General features: G+C 61.5%; 14 protein-coding genes and 1 pseudogene. 8 read left to right on the plus strand and 7 right to left on the minus strand.

What is annotated here, in order from left to right; genetic code table 11:
* Positions 1-36 precede the first annotated feature (36 nt).
* Entirely contained in the window at positions 37-504 is a 468-nt protein-coding gene (locus RWK44_RS12780; RefSeq protein ID WP_170269334.1) for a universal stress protein, read from the minus strand.
* Positions 505-636: 132 nt separating this feature from the next.
* Between RWK44_RS12780 and RWK44_RS12785 the strand changes: the two are divergent.
* Both RWK44_RS12785 and yghU read left to right on the plus strand, forming a co-directional pair.
* Positions 637-1,521 (plus strand): annotated as a pseudogene (locus tag RWK44_RS12785) (DUF1932 domain-containing protein).
* 193 nt (positions 1,522-1,714) lie between these two features.
* Complete coding sequence (yghU, locus tag RWK44_RS12790; RefSeq protein ID WP_077979835.1) at positions 1,715-2,590, plus strand: glutathione-dependent disulfide-bond oxidoreductase; 876 nt, start codon at positions 1,715-1,717, stop codon at positions 2,588-2,590.
* Positions 2,591-2,674: 84 nt separating this feature from the next.
* Here the strand turns inward: yghU and RWK44_RS12795 are convergent, their stop codons facing one another.
* From RWK44_RS12795 to RWK44_RS12815, 5 genes are read right to left on the minus strand one after another with little or no spacing between them, the layout of a single operon-like run.
* Entirely contained in the window at positions 2,675-4,189 is a 1,515-nt protein-coding gene (locus tag RWK44_RS12795) for an ABC transporter substrate-binding protein (protein ID WP_131641862.1), read from the minus strand.
* A gap of 19 nt (positions 4,190-4,208) precedes the next feature.
* Positions 4,209-5,918, minus strand: a complete 1,710-nt coding sequence (locus RWK44_RS12800; RefSeq protein WP_077979837.1) for a dipeptide ABC transporter ATP-binding protein — start codon at positions 5,916-5,918, stop codon at positions 4,209-4,211.
* Complete coding sequence (locus RWK44_RS12805) at positions 5,915-6,766, minus strand: ABC transporter permease (RefSeq protein ID WP_077979838.1); 852 nt, start codon at positions 6,764-6,766, stop codon at positions 5,915-5,917. The genes RWK44_RS12800 and RWK44_RS12805 overlap by 4 nt, the downstream gene beginning before the upstream one ends.
* Complete coding sequence (locus RWK44_RS12810; protein ID WP_077979839.1) at positions 6,763-7,701, minus strand: ABC transporter permease; 939 nt, start codon at positions 7,699-7,701, stop codon at positions 6,763-6,765. Before RWK44_RS12810 ends, RWK44_RS12805 begins: the two co-directional genes overlap by 4 nt.
* 51 nt (positions 7,702-7,752) lie before the next feature.
* A complete protein-coding gene (locus tag RWK44_RS12815) occupies positions 7,753-8,643 on the minus strand; it encodes a proline iminopeptidase-family hydrolase (protein WP_131641865.1) in 891 nt (296 codons plus the stop codon).
* A 130-nt stretch (positions 8,644-8,773) separates the two neighbouring features.
* On the opposite strand from RWK44_RS12815, the gene RWK44_RS12820 reads away from it, so the two are divergent.
* Together RWK44_RS12820 and RWK44_RS12825 are read left to right on the plus strand one after the other, a co-directional pair.
* Positions 8,774-9,586 (plus strand): helix-turn-helix transcriptional regulator, encoded by an 813-nt coding sequence (locus RWK44_RS12820; protein WP_018246939.1) that lies wholly within the window; start codon positions 8,774-8,776, stop codon positions 9,584-9,586.
* 65 nt (positions 9,587-9,651) lie between these two features.
* A complete protein-coding gene (locus tag RWK44_RS12825; RefSeq protein ID WP_316028875.1) occupies positions 9,652-10,554 on the plus strand; it encodes a proline iminopeptidase-family hydrolase in 903 nt (300 codons plus the stop codon).
* A gap of 12 nt (positions 10,555-10,566) precedes the next feature.
* On the opposite strand, the gene RWK44_RS12830 is transcribed toward RWK44_RS12825, so the two are convergent.
* Positions 10,567-11,478, minus strand: a complete 912-nt coding sequence (locus tag RWK44_RS12830) for an acetamidase/formamidase family protein (RefSeq protein ID WP_316028876.1) — start codon at positions 11,476-11,478, stop codon at positions 10,567-10,569.
* Between the two features lie 367 nt (positions 11,479-11,845).
* On the opposite strand from RWK44_RS12830, the gene RWK44_RS12835 reads away from it, so the two are divergent.
* The 4 genes from RWK44_RS12835 to RWK44_RS12850 all read left to right on the plus strand — a co-directional run bounded on the left by RWK44_RS12835 (position 11,846) and on the right by RWK44_RS12850 (position 19,136).
* Positions 11,846-14,821 (plus strand): NAD(P)-dependent oxidoreductase, encoded by a 2,976-nt coding sequence (locus RWK44_RS12835; RefSeq protein ID WP_316028877.1) that lies wholly within the window; start codon positions 11,846-11,848, stop codon positions 14,819-14,821.
* 564 nt (positions 14,822-15,385) lie between these two features.
* Positions 15,386-16,006 carry a (2Fe-2S)-binding protein gene (locus RWK44_RS12840; protein ID WP_316028878.1) on the plus strand — a complete coding sequence of 207 codons (621 nt, stop codon included), beginning with the start codon at positions 15,386-15,388 and terminating at the stop codon, positions 16,004-16,006.
* Between the two features lie 2 nt (positions 16,007-16,008).
* A complete protein-coding gene (locus RWK44_RS12845) occupies positions 16,009-17,022 on the plus strand; it encodes an FAD binding domain-containing protein (protein ID WP_316028879.1) in 1,014 nt (337 codons plus the stop codon).
* Positions 17,022-19,136, plus strand: coding sequence for a xanthine dehydrogenase family protein molybdopterin-binding subunit (locus tag RWK44_RS12850; RefSeq protein ID WP_316028880.1), 2,115 nt, complete (start codon positions 17,022-17,024; stop codon positions 19,134-19,136). Before RWK44_RS12845 ends, RWK44_RS12850 begins: the two co-directional genes overlap by 1 nt.
* Positions 19,137-19,215: the final 79 nt, after the last annotated feature.

The following is a 19,215-nucleotide window of genomic DNA, read 5'->3' on the forward strand; positions in this document are numbered from 1 at the left end:
GACAAAGAGCCCGCTGTCACGCAAGCCAGAGCTTACTTAGAACAACGCCGCGTCTTCCGCTGGGGACGCCGAGCCTTCCTGCGCGTGATCGGGGCGCCGATCGATAAGAACCGAGCACCCGGCATGGCGCACGACCTTGTCGACGATCGAGGAGAAGACATAGTCGGTGATATCGGTCACATGGGATGAAACCAGGATAAGGTCGGCCGATTTCTCCCTTGCCCTGGAGACGAGCAGGGAGGCAGCAACGCCGATACGAACCTCGATCATCGCCGGAATTCCCAGCTCCTTGCAAAGCGATGCCAGTTTCTTTTCGGCGTCGACGATGGCGGTCGTTTCGAATTCTTCGGGAAGCTCCGTCAGGTGACGGCGGGGAATATTCTCGATGACGTGCATGACGACGATGCTTCCGCCTTCGTCCATCAGCGCAGCAGCCCGGCGCAGAAGGCGGCAGGCCGTTTGGCGCGGACCCATGCCGATGCCGCAGATGATTGTCCGATACATTTGAAATCCATATCCTCGAATGCGAATGATAGCACCGATCATACCGGTGTCGACCGTCCCGGCATTGACGAATATCAAGAAAAAGTGCCGCAACGGCAGCGCGCACGAAGCTGCCAGCTCTTTGGAACGAACCTGCGGGCTGAATCGTCGCAGTTGACGATATGGCCATCGAATTTTGCGAGAATCGGATCGGGCGCAATGGGAAGTGCCATCGCCAGACGGCTGATCGACCATGGCGCTGCGGTGCTGACCTATCTCGAGGACAGGAGCGAGCAGACGATAGCGTGGGCAAAGGCAGCCGGCATGGTGCCGGTCGGCCGCCGGGAGCTGACGAAGGCCGAGCTGATCCTGTCGATCGTTCCACCGGCGGAGGCGATCAAGGTCGCCGAACTCGTCGCGGACATATCGTCGGCGATGCCCGCGCCGCCGCCTTTCGTCGACCTCAACGCGATTGCGCCGAAAACGATGCAGGCGCTGGCGGCACTCTTCGAAGGCAGCGGACTCGAAGTGCTTGACGGTGCGATCATCGGCGGGCCGCCGGTCCCCGGAAAATCAGGTCCGACCATCTATATCAGCGGCGATACCGCGGAGCGAAGCAGGCCGCTCGATGATTGCGGCCTCAGGATCCGCAGGCTCGACGGACCGCTCGGCGCCGCCTAGGCACTGAAGATGTGTTATGCTGGCATCAACAAGGGATTTATCGGCCTTGGCACCGCCATGCTGCTTGCGGCATCGCGTTCCGGTGCTGCCGAGAGCCTGAAGGCGGAGCTCTTCGAAAGCCTTCCCGACGTCGACCGCAAGCTGTCGAGATCCATTCCCGACATGTATCCGAAAGCCTATCGATGGGTTGCCGAAATGCAGGAGATCGCCGATTTCCTTGGAGAAGATGATCCGGCCGCGGCCATCTTCCGCGGCATGGCGGACGTCTTCTCCAGGATGGCGACCGACGTCGAGGGCAGCCGCGTGCTCGTCGGGCAGCTGGACGAGATCATTGCTTTCTCTGGAACCGAAAACTGATCGCGATGGTCGAGCAATCGTCGCAGCAACCGAATATGATGGGTAGAGCCATGGGCTTGGCCAACACTCTGACGATTGTGTGAAGCCGCTCCGACACCTCTGACAAAACCTTATCGCCTCTGCTATGTCAGGAAAAATGCGGCGGCCAAACTGACGCCGCGCTCTGTCTGACCAATATCAGGAGTTTTGAAAGATGAGCGGTTCTTCCGATTACACACCCCCGAAGGTCTGGACCTGGAACAAGGCGAATGGCGGCCAATTCGCCAGCATCAACCGCCCGATCGCGGGACCGACGCATGAGAAGGAGCTTCCGATCGGCCGCCATCCGCTGCAGCTCTATTCGCTCGGCACCCCGAACGGCCAGAAGGTCACCATCCTGCTCGAGGAACTGCTGGCCCTTGGCCATGAAGGTGCGGAATATGACGCATGGCTGATCAAGATCGGCGATGGCGATCAGTTCGGCAGCGGCTTCGTCGCCGTCAATCCCAATTCCAAGATACCGGCCCTGATGGACCGCAGCGGGCCAAAGCCGATCCGCGTCTTCGAATCCGGTGCGATCCTCACCTATCTCGCCGAAAAATTCGGCGCTTTCCTGCCGACCGAGCCGAGCGCGCGGGCCGAATGCCTGTCCTGGCTGTTCTGGCAGATGGGGAGCGCGCCTTATCTTGGCGGCGGCTTCGGCCATTTCTACGCCTATGCGCCGACAAAGATCGAATATGCGATCGACCGCTTCGCCATGGAAGTGAAGCGTCAGCTCGACGTGCTCGATCGTCGCCTTGCCGAAAGCGAGTATCTGGCAGGCAGCCAATATACGATCGCCGATATTGCCGTCTGGCCCTGGTATGGCGGGTTGGTGAAGGGCTGGACCTACGGTGCAGCCGAGTTTCTGAAGGTCGAGGACTATAAGAACGTGCTGCGCTGGGCCGACACCATCCACAGCAGGCCGGCCGTGCAACGCGGCCGCATGGTCAACCGCCTCTCCGGCGAGCCATCGAGTCAGTTGCACGAGCGCCACGACGCCAGCGACTTCGACACCAGGACGCAGGACAAGCTCGCGGCCGCCGAGTAAGCAAGCGGCCCCAGCCAAGTGTCGCAGCAATCAATGAAGCTCCGCCGCCTTTACGGCGACGGAGCTTCAGCATACTGCCCGAACTCAGTTCTTGACCGTGTCTTCCAGGAAGAAGCGGCCGAGCGGGTTTTGGTAGAAGTTCTCGATATTCTTGCGCGAGACGTTGATATAGGGGCTGTAATAGAGGTCGATCCAGTTGACGTCGTCCTTGGCCATCTTCTGCAGATCGACATACATTTGTTCGCGCTTCTTCGGATCGAGCTCGAGACGGGCCTTGGCGACCAGTTCCTTCACCGCCTCGTTTTTGTAGTTGGTCAGATAGTTGTTATTGGAATCGTGGCCGAGAACGAAAGTCGTCTTCTGGTCCGGATCGAGAATGTCGTTCGTCCAGTAGTTGACCGAGATGTCGTAATCACCGGCAACCGTCATATCCCATTCCTGGCTTGGATCGACCTTCTGCAGGTTCGCCGTGATGCCGGCCTTGGCGAGCTGTTGCTGGACAAGCACTGCCGTCTGCTCGTCCACTTCGTCGCCGGCGCGGATGAGATAGTTCAGCGTCAAGTTGGAGACACCGGCATCCGCCAGCATCTTCTTGGCCTTCTCAGGGTCGTAGGGGCGCTGCAAATTGTCGGCATAATAATAGAGCGCGCCCTTCGGAACGTAGGAGTTGGCGACCGTGCCCTGGCCGAAGGTGACGGTATCGACGATCGCCTTCTTGTCGATCGCCATATCAAGCGCCTGACGGACTTCCTTCTTGCCGAGCGCGCCATGCGCATGGTTGATCAGCAGATGGTCCTCACGGGTCGAAGCGTCGATACCGACGTTGAGATTCGGGTCCTTCTTCAGCTCCTCGACGCGGGAGAAGGGCACGAAGATCGCCGTATCCAGCTCGCCGGCCTGAACGTTCAGCATGCGGGTATTGTCGTCAGGCACCGAGATCCACTCGACGCCGTCGAGCTTGACGCGGTCGGCTTGCCAGAAATTCGGGTTCTTCTTCAGGATGACGCGGTCACCGCGCCGCCATTCCTCGACCACGAAGGCACCGGATGCGATCGGCTTTTCGCCATAGGCATCGGCGCCTAGCGATTCCATGCCCTTCTTGGAGATGACCGAGGCATTCGGCAGCGCCAGCGTCGAAAGGAACGGCGCGGACTGGTTCTTGAGCTTGATCGTCAGCGTGTGCGCGTCGGTCGCCACGGCCGTGTCGATCACCTTGTAGGAATCGCTCCAGAGCGAGGCCGCGTCATCGCGGATGCGCAGCAGGCTGTAGGCCGCGTCCTCCGCCGTCAGCGGCGAACCGTCCGAGAATTTTGCATCGCGGATCTTGAACGTGTAGGTCAGCCCGTCATCCGAGGTGGTCCAGCTTTCGGCAAGACCCGGCTCCAGTTTCCTGCCTGTCTTGTCGACGCGGATCAGCACGTCGTAGACGTTGGAGAACACCCAGTTGTCGATGTTCTGCGCGGTCTTGATCGGATCGAATGTCGTCGAATCCTCGCGGCGGCCGATGGTGAGTACACCGGCGGCCTCGGCATAGCTTGCGCTGAGCGTCAGACCGGCGAGCAAGGCTGCAAGCCCGATTGATTTCCACCTGTTTGTCATGTGTTCGTTCCCTTCGTTGTTATGGCATGCGTTTGATTGATTGAATCGGCATCGAATGCGGACCGTCCTTGCCGTCGGCGCCTTGCAGCAGCCGCTTGTCAGGATCGATATCGGGAATGGCGGCGATCAGCGCCGTCGTATAGGGATGCTTCGGCCGCGCGAAGACTTCTTCGGAGCGGCCTTCCTCGACGATCTCGCCGCGATACATCACGACAACGCGTTCGCAGAGATTGCGGACGATTGCGAGATCATGGGCGATGAAGATCAGCGTGAGGTTCATCTTCGCCGTGAGATCGCGGAAGAGCTCGATGATCTGCGCCTGGATGGTGACGTCGAGGGCCGCCACGCATTCGTCGGCGATGATCAGCTTCGGATCGACGGCAAGGGCTCGGGCGATGCCGGCGCGCTGGCACTGGCCGCCGCTCATGCTGCGCGGTTTGCGGCCGGCGAATTCGCGTTCGAGGCCGACGAGATCGAGCAGTTCGCCGATTCGAACAGGGATATCGCCCCTGGCGACCTTGCCCTGCACCTTCAGCACCTCGGCCAGCATCTGCCCGATCGTCAGTCTCGGATTGAGCGCATTGTATGGGTCCTGGAAGACCATCGCCGTCTCGCGCCTGAGCTTTGCCAGGCCAGCGTTTTTCTGCAGCGCCAGATCGACGCCGTCGAAGGTGACGTGACCCGAGGAAAGCGGGGTGAGGCCGAGCACGGCGCGGGCAAGCGTGCTCTTGCCGCTGCCGGATTCGCCGACGATGCCGACCGTCTCGCCCGGCATGATCTGCAGGCTGACGCCGGCAACGGCGCTGACCGTCTTCGCACCGCCCCTGAGCAGGGCGCCGCCGGCTCTGAAGCGCACATGGAGATCATCGATTTCGAGCAACGGTCTCGCCGGGTTTCTGGCTTCGGCAAGCTCGGGCAACGGCGCTGATGTCGCGCCCGGTATGGAAGGGTGGCTGTTGATCAAGTTGATCGTATAGGGATGCTGCGGCCGCGCCAGGATCGTCCGCTTCGGCCCCTCTTCGAGTAGTTTGCCGCCGCGCAGCACGGCAATACGGTCGCAAGTCTGGGCAACGATACCGAGATCGTGGGTGATCAGAATGATCGACAGGCCACGCCGATCGCGAATGTCAATCAACAGCCGCAGGATCTGCGCCTGGATAGTCACATCGAGCGCCGTCGTAGGCTCGTCGGCGATCAGGATCTTCGGATTGCAGGACAGCGCCACGCCGATCATCGCCCGCTGCCGCATGCCGCCGGAAAATTCGTGTGGGTAGCTATCGTATTGGCGCGCGGGATCGGGAAAACCCACCTGCGCCAGGATTTCCGTCGCCGCGGTGCGGGCCTCGCGGGCGCCGAGGCCCTGATGATAGCGGATGCCCTCGGCGATCTGATCGCCGATCCGCATGACAGGGTCAAGATGGCTGGTCGGGTTCTGGAAGATCATGCCGATCTCGCCGCCGCGCACTTTCAGCATCTCGCCATCATCGATCCGCATGAGGTCACGCCCTTCGAGCAGCACGCTACCGCTTTCGATCTTCAGCAGCGAGGAGGGCAGCAGGCGCACCAGGGAACGGCAGAACAGGCTCTTGCCCGAGCCGCTCTCGCCGACAAGACCGAGGATCTCACCCCTGCCGAGGTCGAGCGAGACCGCATCGAGCAGCATGCGCGGGCCGGAATCGACATGCGCCCTGACGGTGAGATCACGGACGGACAACACGGAGCCGCTCATTCGTGCACCCCCAGCAGTTCGCCGAGCGCGTCGCCCAGCATGCTGAAACCGAAGGCGAGGCAAACGATGGAGAGGCCGGGAAACAAAGTGATCCACCATGCCGTGGTGATGAAGCTCTGTCCTTCCGCGACCATGACGCCCCATTCGGCGATCGGTGGCTGGACGCCGAGGCCGAGATAGCTGACGGCGGCGCCGCTGAGCAGCACCAGCGTCGCATCGGACATCGAAAAGACGATCGAGCCGGCGATCGCGTTCGGCAGCAGGTGGCGGAACATGATGCGCGGGCGGCTGAAGCCGAGGCTGACGGCGGCAACGGCGTAGTCGCTGCCTTTCAGCACCAGCATCTGCGCCCGGATCAACCGCGCATAGGAAACCCAGCCGACCAGCGCCATGGCGATGTAGAAGCTGCCGAGGCCCGGGCCGAGGATCGCGATGATCGACAGCATCAGCACCAGGAAGGGGAAGGCGAGGATGATATCGACAAGACGCATGAACAGCGCATCGACGATCCCGCCGAAAAAGCCGGCGATCGTGCCGACCGTCGTGCCGATCACGAAGGGGAAGATGACGCCGATCAGCGCCATCTGCAGGTCGAGGCGAGCGCCCCAGATGACGCGGGAGAGGATATCGCGGCCGAAATTGTCGGTGCCGAAGGGATGTAACAGCGAAGGCGCCTGCAGGCGCACCTCGGCATTCTGCATGATCGGGTCGTAAGGCGCGACGATGGGCGCACCGATCGCCAGCAGGACGAAGAACAGCAGCAGGCCGGCACTGAACACAAGCATCGGCCGCTGGCCGAAGAACCGGCGCCAGCCGGGGGAGGCGGGGGTGATCGCCTCGATGCTCATAGCTTCACTCTCGGATCGACGGCGACGGTGACGATGTCGGCGATGAAGTTGATGAGCACGGTGGCGCAGGCAAAGACCATGGCGACGCCCTGCACCACCATGTAGTCGCGTGAGAAGATCGCCCTGACGAGCAGCTGCCCCATTCCGGGCAGCGCAAAGACGCTCTCGACCACCACCGTGCCGCCGATCAGCCAGCCGATGTTAACGGCAAGCAGATTGATGGTCGGCACAAGCGAATTCGGCAGGACATGCCGCCAGAAGACGATTCCCTCCGGCATGCCGCGGGCTCGCGCCGCCGTCGCGACATCCGACTTCAGCTGCTCGATCATCGCCGCCCGCAGGCTGCGCGTCAGCACGGTCGAGAGCGACAGCGCCACCGTCAGGCTCGGCAGCACGAGATGCGACAGCTTTTCGCCGATCGTCGCACCATAGCCCGAAACCGGCAGCATACCGAGTTCAACGCTGAAGAGGATGATCAGCATCAACCCCAGCCAGAAGGGCGGAAAACCGATGCCGAAGGTCGAGACGATGCGCACCGCATGATCCGGCGCCCGGCCGGCATTGCGCGCGGCGATCGCCGACATCGGCACCGCGATCAGGACCGAAAGCACGACGCTGGAGACGACGAGTGCAAGCGTCGGCTCGATACGAGTGACGATCAGCTTCAGCACGTCGATCTTGTAGAGGATCGACTTGCCCATCTCGCCGTTGGCAAGGTTCTTGAGGAAATAGACATATTGCAGCCACATCGGCTGGTCGAGGCCGTATTGCGCGTGGATGCTGGCCAGTGCTGCCGGCGTCGCGCGCGTCCCGAGGATGTTGCGTGCGGGATCACCGGGGATCAACCGGACCAGAATGAAGGTGATGACGCTGATGCCGAAGATCACGGGCAGGAACTGCAGCGGTCGCGTCAGAACGAATTTATAGCGATGCATGACGGCGATCGCCCCTTTGTCTTCGTCTGGTTCGGTCCGCTTCCTGTTGCATCAGCCTGCCTCGTGCCGGGTGAGAAAATCGAGAAGCGCCGGATAATAATCCTGCGGGTTCTCATAGAACGGCATGTGGCTGGCATTGGCAAATACCTTCAGCTCGGCATCCGGCAGCGCAAGCTTCATCCTGAGCGCACAGGCCGGCGTCAGCTCGTCATGCTCTCCCGTCGTGATGAGCACCGGCAGCGTCAGCCGCGGCAGGTCGGGGATGCGGTTCCAGTCCTTGAGGTTGCCGATATAGAGAAACTCGTTCGGCCCCTGCATCGTCTCATAGGGCGCCATGTTCCAATCGTCGAGCGAGCGGCGCACCGGCGCCGGCCATTCCGGCAGGCGGCAGACATGGCGATAGTTGAGGATGGTGACGGCGGCGAGATATTCCGGATGATTGTAGGTGCCCTGCGCCTCGTGCTTTTGCATCATTGAGACGGTTTCCGGACCGAGTGCCGCGCGCAGCCGTTCCAGTTCCGAGATCAGATGCGGCATATCGGCGACGGTATCTTCGAGGATCAGCGTCTTCAAGTTCTCAGGATAGGTCAGCGCATATTCGATCGCCAGCCACCCGCCCCAGGAATGGCCGAGCATGTGGACCTTGCCGAGCCCCAGCGCCTTGCGCACCGTCTCCGTCTCCTCGACATAACGGCCGATCGTCCAGAGCGTGAGATCGTCCGGCCGGTCGGAGGCACCGGTGCCGAGTTGATCGAAGGCGATAACGCGATAGCCCTTGTCCATGAGACAGGAATGCGCCTCGCGCAGGTAATCGCAGGGCAGACCCGGCCCGCCGTTCAGGCAGAAAACTGTCTCGATGCCGGTCCCGAAACTATAGGCAACGACGCGATAGCCATCGACATCGATCTCGAATCGCTCGTCCGGCCGTATTTCACGCCACATTGATCGCTCCGGCAGAAGATTTCGCTTGCTCAATATTTGGGCACGGCTAAATTTTTACCTTAAACCGCATTCAGTGCCAGCTATAAGAAGTGATAGGGTGGGCCGCGATGCCGATCCCCGGGAGCAGCCCATGCTTGACGACCCCATTCTTGACGACATCGGAACGATCCGACGGCAGTTTACGGCGCACGAAACGCTGGACGGCCGGATCGACCAGGCCTTCGAGGCGATGAAGCAGATCGGTTTCGAGGCGCTGATCTACGACTATACGCCGGTGCCTTACGATCTCGACGGCGCGATCATGATACCATCGCTGCTGAAGCTGCGGAATATTTCAGACGATATGCACGACTACTGGTTCAATCGCGGCTATTTCCGTATCGATCCGGTGCAGCAGGTGGCGCTGCGAACCTCCGCACCTTTCTTCTGGAACTACGACCCGGACGCTGACACGCTGATCAACCGTTTCATGAACGACGACACGGCGCCGGTGACGCGCTATTTAAGCGAACGCGATATGTCGACCGGCGTCACCGTCCCGGTTCACATGCCACGCGGCGACTATGCGACAGTCACCGGCATCCGCTTCGGCCGGAACAAAGATTTCGAACGGCACGCACTGCGCTATATCGCCGACTTCAACCTGCTTGCCCATGTTTTCCATGAGACCGCCTATTCGCTTTTCGACACGCGGGCGAAGAGCGTCGGCACGATCCGTCTGACCGAACGGGAACGTGAATGCCTGCGCCATTCGGCGGAAGGCTACTCCGCCAAGGAAATTTCCCGCATCATCGACCGTTCCGTACCAACCGTCGTGATGCATCTGAACGCCGCGACAAAGAAACTCGGCGCCCGCAACCGAACCCAGGCCGTGGTGCGCGCCACCCACTACCGCCTGCTCGAAGACCGGCCGACCCATAATTGGCCACCCTATAACTTGTGATAGCTGCCTTGGCCGCCGCCGCCGCGTTATGATTTTTTTCATGACGCCGAGAGATGGAGACGCCCGTGGGCGAAGTCACGACCAACGAAGCCTATTTGCCCTTTCGCGATTATCGCACCTGGTATCGGGTCACCGGCTCGCTGGAGAGCGGCAAGCTGCCCCTCGTCGTCGCCCATGGTGGGCCTGGCTGCACCCATGATTATGTCGATTCCTTCAAAGATATCGCCGCCCTCGACGGCCGTCCGGTCATTCATTACGACCAGCTCGGCAATGGCAATTCCACCCGACTTCCGGAAATGGGCCCGGATTTCTGGACGGTCGGCCTATTCCTTGAGGAGCTGGACGCACTGCTTTCCCATCTCGGCATCCAGGACCGTTACGCCTTTCTTGGCCAGTCCTGGGGCGGCATGCTCGGCGCCGAACACGCGGTGCGCCGGCCGCAAGGGCTGAAGGCGCTTGTGATAGCCAACTCGCCGGCCAACATGCATACCTGGGTTTCGGAGGCGAACCGGCTGAGGCAGGAACTGCCGAAGGAGGTACAGGACACGCTGCTGAAGCATGAGCTGGCGGGAAGCCTCACCGATCCGGAATATATCGCCGCCTCGCGCGTCTTCTATGACCGCCATGTCTGTCGCGTGGTGCCGTGGCCGCCTGAAGTGGCGCGGACCTTTGCCATCATGGACGAGGACAACACCGTCTACCGCAACATGAACGGCCCGACTGAATTTCACGTCATCGGTACGATGAAGGACTGGACGATCGAGAACAGGCTCGACCGCATCGAAGCCCCGACGCTGCTGATCTCGGGAAAATACGACGAGGCGACGCCGCTGGTGGTAAGGCCCTATCTCGAACGCGTTCCGGGCTGCGAATGGATGCTCTTCGAAAATTCCAGCCACATGCCGCATGTCGAGGAAAAGCAGCTTTGCCTGGCGACCGTTTCCGGTTTCCTGTCCCGGCACGATTGAGGAAGCGCTCGCCTATCGGCGAGGCAGCCATTTCTTGGCGACACGGCAAGCCATCGTATAGGCCGGATCGAAGACGTTGCCGACATCGTAACGCACCACCTGGCCGAGCAGATGGCTGGCCGCCGTCCTTTCCAGGCCATAATCCGCCGCCAGCCAGTTCAACATTTCGCTGGTCGCATGCTGAAGCGCCTGATCGAGAGGCCGGGCGTTGCCGATGGTGAAGATGTCTTCGGCCGTTTCCCCGCGCGGCCAGACCAGTCCGGCCTTCTTTTCCACCGTCAGCCGCACCGTGACCTCGAACGTCGTCTCGACGCCGGTTCCGACGATCTCGCCATCCCCTTGCACGGCATGGCAGTCGCCGAGAAAGAACAGGGCGCCGGCAGCCGATACCGGAAAGCGGACCGTGGTGCCGGGGCCAAACAGCCGATAATCCATGTTGCCGCCATATTCGCCGCTGGTCGCCGTCGATATCGCCTGGCCGAGGCTGGGCGCCACGCCGAAACAGCCGATCATCGGGGCAAGAGGCAGAACGAAATTTTCAAGACCTGCAACCGGCTCGGAAAGCCGGACGGTCAGGGCTTCGCGGTCGATCGCCCAGACAGCGATATCACGTGGCGGTAGGTCGCGAACCGCCTCGGGATCGACCACATTGGCGGCGACGACGCTGCGGGTAAAGCCCGTGTCCCTGGTCGGGATCATGCTGATGATCTCGACCTTCAGCGCATCCCCGGGCTCGGCACCTTCCACGAAGATCGGGCCGTTCATCGGATTGGGGCCGGATGCGTGCTTGACGCCGTCCTTGCCATGCCCGGCGGCATCGAGCGTTTCGGTGACCACGGTATCGCCGTCGGCGATGTGCAGAGCCGGCGAAAGAGAGCCGATGACATTGTGAAAGCTCGTCGGAATGAAGCGGTGAGTGGTCATGAAATACGGCTCTCGCTCGTTTTGAATGTAGGAGCCTGCGGCTGAAGCGCCCGGCCGAGAGAATTGCAGACTAGATCAGAGATTGCCTGCAATGCCAATATCCGCGCGGCCCCACCCGAAACCGGCAGCAGATGGCGGGTTGCCGAAAGGGTGGCACGAGGGGCGTCTTTGTGATCGCGGTAACCGCATAGGGGAATGCATCACCCATATCCACCCTGGTGGAGGCGACCCTTGCCGCAGCGCTCGAAGGGGTTGTCGGCCAGGCGTTTTGCACAGGAAAAATCATTCAGGCAATGGTCGGAACGCGATACCATAACCACGACCTTGGCCGCCTTGCCCACCTTCCTTTCAAACAGATAGGCAGATCATGACAAATATCGAGCAGATGCAGGAACAGCGACTTGAAGCGCTCCGACTGACGAAGTCGGGAGCACCGAAGCTGCCGTCCAATCCGTTTTTCGGCGTCGGTCCGATCACCGATGCGACCACCGACGAAGTGGATAGCCGCCTGCGGCACATCGCTTTCGATAGATGGATCGAGAAGACCTATCGCAAGTTCGACGACAGGGGTAACGACATCGGCGGTTTCACCACCGCCGAAATTTCCCGCAGCATGCATCGCGGCTACCCGGCGGATAAAATTCTGACAGACATGATGCGGGCGATCCACCGCTATTTCCACTTCCCGAAGGCGAACCGGATGGCTGTGGGACTCGGCGGCGGTCACAGCGGCTTTACCGTCTGCGTCCAGCACCTGATGAATGCCAACGACGACGCCCAGCGCGTCTACGTCGATACGCCGCGCCCGGAAAGCGATCCGGCCCGCGCGGCAGGCTTCTTCCGTCAGTCCTGGGCCACGCAGCTGATCGAGATGCAGCGCTTCGCCGAAAAAGGCTGCGAGAGCCGCATTCAGTTTGCCGCCTCCGAAGGTGTAATCCCGACGGCCGCCGAGCTTTCCGCTCTCGGCGTGTCGATCTTCGTCGGCGTCGGCCACGAGACGACCGGCGCCAATGCCTATACCAGCCGCGAGATCCACGAGCTGCTGAACTGGATCGATGGCGATCCGGCAAACCGCCATGCAGTGTTCGACGCGACGTCGATGCTGGGCGCCATGCCTTGGGAGCCCGAGCTGGTCGACGCCGTGATGGCGAAATGCTGCTTGTTCACGCCGTTCCAGAAGGCGATCGGCGGGGTGTCGGGGTATTTCGTCGCCTCCTTCACGCCGCATGCTTTGGCGCTCGTTGAGAAAAACCAGCAGGATCCGTCCTGGGCGATCCCGCGCCAGCTCAAGATCGCGCCGCCGATCGACGCGCGACAGCCGCTTTCCGCCAAGCGATCCGTGGATGCCGGGCCGTTTTACGATGCCGCGGAAGACCGCATGCTCGGCGGCGTCATCAACACCTACAGCGCGCTTGCCTTTGCCGAAACCACCTTCGGCCTCCTGCAGTCCGAGGCGCGGGTCGGCTCGGTGGTCGAGCTCAACAAGCGGTCTGCGGCCAATCGGGCGGCAATCGACGGCTGGGTCGAGTCGCACCCGCTGTTTTCGCTCACCGTCACCGATGCCGAGCGGCGCGGCGCGGCGGTCACACTGCTAAAGGTCGAGGACGCCGGCATCACCGATCCTGCGATCCATGCCCGCATTATCGCGCGTTCGAAGCAACTACTCGGCTATGAGGGCTTTACCCATCCGAACGGCGAGTTCGAGCCCGGCCTCGATGCGGCGCGCTACGTCAACGCGTTCCCGGGAACGCCCGGCGACTACCGCGCCTGGGTCGGCGGCACCCGCGAGCCGGCCGATATCGTCGCGCTGCTGGAGAACCTGCAATACACCTATCTGCGCGCCAAGATCGTTGTGATCGAGGAGGAACTGGCAAAGCAGGGCGTCACGTTCGCAGCACCCGTGAAGGCCGGCGCGATGGTCCGCAAGGACGATCCCGAACACGCCTATACGGTGCTGATCGCCGATCTGGTCGGCCTTCGCCTCGGCGCCGATGGGGAGCCCGACGACAGTGAGATCAGGACCTATGTCGAGGAAAAGGGCGGCGTCTTCCATACCGGCCCGATCGGCGACAGGGCGGCGCTGGAAAAGGGCCACATCCATTTCTTCTACCAGCCGAATCTCAGCACCGAGGCGGAGATCCTGCCGCAGACGGACAAGGGCCAGTATGACGCGCTGATCGCGGCAGCGACCTTCATCCCGAAGGCTTCCGTCTTCCCGTTCGGCGGCGTGCGCATCGGCGCGGGTACCGGCAACATGGGCTCGGCCTCCTGGGGCGGCGGCAACGGCGAGGGCGGCGAGGCGCCTTTGATGAACACGCCCGGCATCAACAGCCGGGCGACCGCCCAGATGGCGATGAAGGCAATCCTCAAGGTCGTTCCCGACCTGCCCGTCGACAGGCTGCACCAGATGGTCGCCAACGGCGACTTTGATACCGGGCGCCAGCTCAAGGATTTCCCGACCGCCAAGCTGGAGGGCCGGAAAATCGCCATTCTCGGCTACGGCAATATCGGCCGCGAAGTCGCCAAGCTCGCCAAGGCTTTCGGCATGAAGGTGGCGATCTACGCGCGCCAGCGTCACCAAGGCTGGATCGAGTCGGAAGGCTTCGATTACGCCGCAAGTCCGGTTGAAGCGGCGACCGGCGCCGACGTGTTCTCCGTCCATATCGGTCTCGGCCGGCTGGATGCTGCGACCGGCGTCTACTCCAACGCAGGGGTGGTCGACACCCAGGTTCTCGGCGCGATGAACGATGGTGCAGTGCTGGTCAACTACGATCGGGGCGAGGTCGTCGATGCGGCGGCGCTCGACCGGGCGCTGTCATCAGGAAAGATTGCCCATGCGGCAATCGACGCCGATCTCTTCAAGGATGCAGCGACCGGCAAGCTCAGCGGGCCGATGGTGCCCTATCTGCCGCTCGAAGAGCGCCATAAGGGCAAGCTGGAACTGCTGCCGCATGCCGCCGCCGATACCGACCATCCTTCGCGGGTGACCGGCGCCAAGCAGGCGGTCGACCAGATCTTCGATGTCATCCGCTTCAAGTCGGTCACCAATCTGAAGGGCGATCTGCCGCAAGGGTATGTCTCGGCAGGCGGCCGCACACCGGCCGGAATCGGCAGGGTGACGAAGCGGGTGGTCAGCGAGATCAGCGGCAATTCCGAACTGCTGGACGAATTGCGGCGGACCTCGGAAAAGGTCGCGGCGATCGTCGGCGCGCTCTCCGTTGTCTCCGATCCGAGCCACCGCGACCGGATCATCGATCGCTATACCGGTCTGCTGGCCAAAAATGCCGGCCGGCAGCGGGCGCTTCTCGAGCAGCTTGGCCTCTACGGACCGTCGGCGGAGTAAGCCGCGGTCACGCCCGATGCGTGCCGCTCTTTTTCCGACCGCGCCGGCTCGCGCCACATTCGGAGCGGGGCCGCAGGGCCGCCGCATACCGACGAGCTGCAGTTGCCGTTCATGCCGAACTCAACACATAGTTCCATAATAGCGACTCATGCCAATAGAGTTTCAAACAAAACCAACGGTTTAGCTAAACCAGGGCAGGTTCGACGGTTCGCCGCGTATTGCGCCTATCCCGGTCGGGCAAAGGGACGGCTTCGAGGAGCCTCGTGGTGCAGTCATGCTAAGGATTGGCAAAATTTCCGTTCGGGTGCCGATTTCGACCACCTCGCCTAGGCATTGAACGGCAACCAGGGGATCGATGCGGTCCACGACCGCCATGTCATCTCCACACGCTTCTCGACCGCAGATATCTCCTTCGCCGGCAGCAGCCTAGATCTGCTGCGAATTTGCGACAGTTTGCGACAAATTCCCCATGCCGCGGCACAGTTGTGCGACAGCGATGAGCTATTCCTGGCGAGTAACCGCCGCGTCCAGACATTGGTTTGAAAGTCCAGGAGGAGAGCATAAATGGCAGAGCAAAGTCCCGCAGACTCTCAAGGCGCTGGTGTGACGCGTCGAGCCGTCCTTGGCACCGGTGCCGGTGTTGCAGTCGCTACGATACTTCCACTGCAACCTGCTGCCGCCCAGGAGACTTCTGTTTCGAATGAAACGGGCACAACTCTCTTCGTTTCGACGACGGTGAATGGACGGGCCGTCGCTCTTGATATTGACTCACGCGCATCGCTTCTTGACCTGCTGCGCGAGCGCATTGGCTTCTCGGGAACAAAAAAAGGCTGCGATCATGGCCAGTGCGGTGCATGCACGGTGCATCTCGACGGCCGAACCGTAGTGTCCTGTCTGACGCTTGCGGCGAAAGTGGACGGACGTCAGGTGACGACCATCGAAGGGCTGGCCGACGGAGATACACTTCATCCGATGCAGACCGCCTTCATCGATCACGATGCATTGCAGTGCGGATACTGCACGCCGGGCCAGATCATGTCCGCCGTCGCATGTGTTCGAAATGGTCACGCAACGGACAAAGCTGCGATCCGCCAATTTATGAGTGGAAACATCTGTCGTTGCGGCGCGTATGCCGGGATTGTCGCTGCCATCGAAGATGTGGCGGCCAATTCGAAGGAGGGCTGAAGATGCGAGCTATCGATTACACCCGGGCGGACAGCCTCGAAGCAGCCGTCGAAGCCTTTGCGGCGGCCGGCCTAGACGCGCGCTACATCGCCGGCGGCACAACGCTCTATGATCTGATGAAGCTCGGCGTGGAGCGGCCAGCGCATCTTATCGACGTTACCGGCATCATGGGCCTCGACACGATCGACACTGACGGCGACGTATTGCGGTTTGGTGCCTTGGCGCTGATGAGCGACGTCGCGTATGCACCAGCGGTGCGAGACGAATATCCGGTCCTTTCCGAGAGCTTGCTGAAAGCAGCCTCGCAGCAGCTGCGCAATATGGCCACAGTTGGCGGCAACCTGCTTCAGCGAACCCGCTGTCCCTATTTCCGCAACGGCGCGGGGTCACTGTCTACGGTAGGCATGTACCCCTGCAACAAACGTGTCCCCGGTTCCGGTTGCGCGGCAATCGGCGGATTGGACCGAGGCCATGCGATCCTTGGAGTGAGTGACGCTTGTATCGCGGTCTCACCGGGAGACTGGCCAGTGGCGTTGACGGCGATGGGCGCATCGGTCGAAATTCATGGACCCGCAGGAACGCGCACCGTCCCGATTTCGGACTTCTACAGGCTGCCCGGCGATACGCCGCATCTGGAATTCGATATAGCCCCAGCCGAACTGATCACGGCCATTACCGTCCCGAAAGCGCCAAGCCGTTCCTCGACCTATCACAAGATTCGCGACCGGGAGAGTTTTGCGTTCGCGGTGGCATCCGCCGCAGTCGTGGTTGAAATGGAAGGAGCCAATGTCCGAACGGCCCGCATTGCACTTGGCGGTGTCGCAACGATCCCATGGCGCGCGCAGAGTGCCGAAGAGACGTTGCGCGGCAAGCAATTAACGCCCGAGCTGGCACTTGAAGCCGGCCGGGCCGCATTCAAGGATGCGCGTCCGGGCCAGCACAACGCCTTCAAGTCCGATCTGGGAGCCCGGGTTGTTGCCGATGCCTTGATGATTGCCGCGGAAAGGAGAGCGTGATGCCGTCACAAACCTTCTCAGAAATCGCCCGCGTCGACGCCAGGGATAAGGTACAGGGCCGCACGGCGTACGCAGCCGATATCAGGCTGCCCGGCATGCTGCATGCGATGCTGGTCCCTGCCACCATCGCGAAAGGCAAAGTCACAAACGTTGACGTCACCGCGGCGACCAAAATCCCCGGTGTCGTTCATGTCCTGTCCATAGGCGATTTTCCCTCGCTTCGTCCACAAATATCATTCCGCGGGCAGCCAATTGCATTGGTTGTCGCGGAGACGATCGAGGCCGCGATAGAGGGTGCTGAAGCCCTATCTGCTGACTACGAAGCGGCACCATTCGTGCCCTTGATGACCAGTCCCGGCGCACAACGCGTTCCGGCAGAAGGCTTTAATACAGGCGACGTCGACAAAGCGTTTCAAAATGCAGGCGTCATTGTCGAGGGCACTTTCGAGACACCAACCCAGCACCATAACGCCATGGAATTGTTCGGGACCGTCGCGGAATGGTCTAACGGGCGACTGACGGTCCATGAGGGCTGCCAGAATATTGAAGCAGCCAAAGGCGCACTCGTTAAGGCCTTAGGCCTTGCTCCGGACCGAGTTGCGGTCAAATCCGAACATGTCGGAGGCGGGTTCGGGCAGAAATCTCCTCCCAAGCTTCAATCCGCGTTGGTTGCCCAGGCTGCCAGGCTGACAGGGCGGCCAGTCAAGCTGGTCACACCGCGTGGGCAGTTGTTCCATATCGCCAACTACCGGCCGCGCAGTGTTCACAATATCCGTCTTGCCGCCGATGCGCAGGGGCGCCTGGACGCCGTCCTCTATGACGTGGTGCAAGAAAATATCCCTGACGGCGGATTCCGCTCAAGCGGTTATCATGAGGATATCGCGCGTCTTTATGCCATCGAAAATTTTCGGGCGACGGCAGGCGATATCCATATCGACCGCCAGATGCCGCGACATACCCGCGGGACGCATCCGTTCCCTGCCGGGTTTGCGCTGGAAAGCCTGATCGACGAGATGGCTTACAAGCTCGGCAAAGATCCGGTTCAACTTCGTCTCGAGCATGAAGCAAAGAACGACATCATCTCTAGGCAGCCTCTGTCGCCGCATTTCCTGAATGACTGCCTGCGGGAAGGTGCGAGGCGCTTTGGCTGGAGCCGGCGAACACCTGAACCGGGATCGATGCGACTGGACGACGGCACGATGGTCGGATACGGCGTCGCATGCGGGATTTTCGGGGCGTCGGGCTCAGCTGCCGAGACGACACTGCGGGTACGTGCGGACGGCACGACGCGGGTGATATCGTCCGGGCACGAAATGGGCCAGGGTATCCGGACTACGGTCGCAAACACGATCATCCAGGGACTCGACATCAACCCCGATCGTCTAGAGATTTTGCTTGGGGATACGACAGTCGGTCCGCAGATGATGACCGTTGGCGAGCGCGGCACGGCCAGCATCATCCCTGTCACGGCGAAGGCTGTCAGGGCGTTGCGCGCCCGCTTCGATGAGCTTGCAGGTCCGAACCCGCCGGCGGGCAATTTGCATGAGCAACTGGCGCGCCTGAAACGTCCCCAGATTGAAGTGGTGGTTTCGGAGCTCGCGCCCGGGCAGGACGCCTCCGCTCTTGAAGCCTTTCGAACCGGGGGTCGTGCAGGTGCGGGCCCTGAATACCCGGGCTTTACATCAATGAGTTACATTGCCCAGTTCGTCGAAATTCATATTGAACCCAGAACGGGCCGCATCCGCATGCCGCGGGTGGTCAGCATTGCCGATGTCGGTCGGGTCGTCAGTCCGGTGACCGCTCGCGGGCAGATGTATGGCGGCGTTGTCTGGGGGTTCAGCACGGCGCTTCGCGAGGAGACTGACGTCGATCCGCGTTTTGCCGGCTACCTCAACGCTGATTTGGCCGACTACCTCATGGCGGTTAATGCCGACATCGGTGACGTCGACGTTGGCTTCATCGACAAACCGGACACGATGGTCAACTCGGTCGGCGTCAAGGGAATGGGCGAGCTCGTCATGCTTGGCACCGCTCCGGCGATCGCCAATGCGATCTACCACGCGACGGGCAAGCGTGTCAGAAAGCTGCCGATCCGCATCGAAGATGTCCTTTGAAGAAAGTCGACCGCCAAGCGCTGCGTCATGCGGGTCCAAATGACTATTTGTATTGGTCGACGGATCGCCTCTGTCGTTG

The sequence above is a fragment of the Rhizobium sp. 25PS6 genome (assembly GCF_032464655.1).
GTDB classification, from domain to species: Bacteria; Pseudomonadota; Alphaproteobacteria; order Rhizobiales; family Rhizobiaceae; genus Rhizobium; species Rhizobium laguerreae.

Excerpts from the sequence above, each read along its gene's own strand:
- RWK44_RS12815 (WP_131641865.1), bottom strand. The coding sequence starts at position 8,643 with ATGTGGCGTGAAATACGGCCGGACGAGCGATTCGAGATCGATGTCGAT.
- yghU (WP_077979835.1), top strand. The coding sequence starts at position 1,715 with ATGAGCGGTTCTTCCGATTACACACCCCCGAAGGTCTGGACCTGGAAC.
- RWK44_RS12805 (WP_077979838.1), bottom strand. The coding sequence starts at position 6,766 with ATGAGCATCGAGGCGATCACCCCCGCCTCCCCCGGCTGGCGCCGGTTC.
- RWK44_RS12845 (WP_316028879.1), top strand. The coding sequence starts at position 16,009 with ATGCGAGCTATCGATTACACCCGGGCGGACAGCCTCGAAGCAGCCGTC.
- RWK44_RS12840 (WP_316028878.1), top strand. The coding sequence starts at position 15,386 with ATGGCAGAGCAAAGTCCCGCAGACTCTCAAGGCGCTGGTGTGACGCGT.
- RWK44_RS12820 (WP_018246939.1), top strand. The coding sequence starts at position 8,774 with ATGCTTGACGACCCCATTCTTGACGACATCGGAACGATCCGACGGCAG.
- RWK44_RS12800 (WP_077979837.1), bottom strand. The coding sequence starts at position 5,918 with ATGAGCGGCTCCGTGTTGTCCGTCCGTGATCTCACCGTCAGGGCGCAT.
- RWK44_RS12850 (WP_316028880.1), top strand. The coding sequence starts at position 17,022 with ATGCCGTCACAAACCTTCTCAGAAATCGCCCGCGTCGACGCCAGGGAT.
- RWK44_RS12810 (WP_077979839.1), bottom strand. The coding sequence starts at position 7,701 with ATGCATCGCTATAAATTCGTTCTGACGCGACCGCTGCAGTTCCTGCCC.
- RWK44_RS12795 (WP_131641862.1), bottom strand. The coding sequence starts at position 4,189 with ATGACAAACAGGTGGAAATCAATCGGGCTTGCAGCCTTGCTCGCCGGT.
- RWK44_RS12780 (WP_170269334.1), bottom strand. The coding sequence starts at position 504 with ATGTATCGGACAATCATCTGCGGCATCGGCATGGGTCCGCGCCAAACG.
- RWK44_RS12830 (WP_316028876.1), bottom strand. The coding sequence starts at position 11,478 with ATGACCACTCACCGCTTCATTCCGACGAGCTTTCACAATGTCATCGGC.
- RWK44_RS12835 (WP_316028877.1), top strand. The coding sequence starts at position 11,846 with ATGACAAATATCGAGCAGATGCAGGAACAGCGACTTGAAGCGCTCCGA.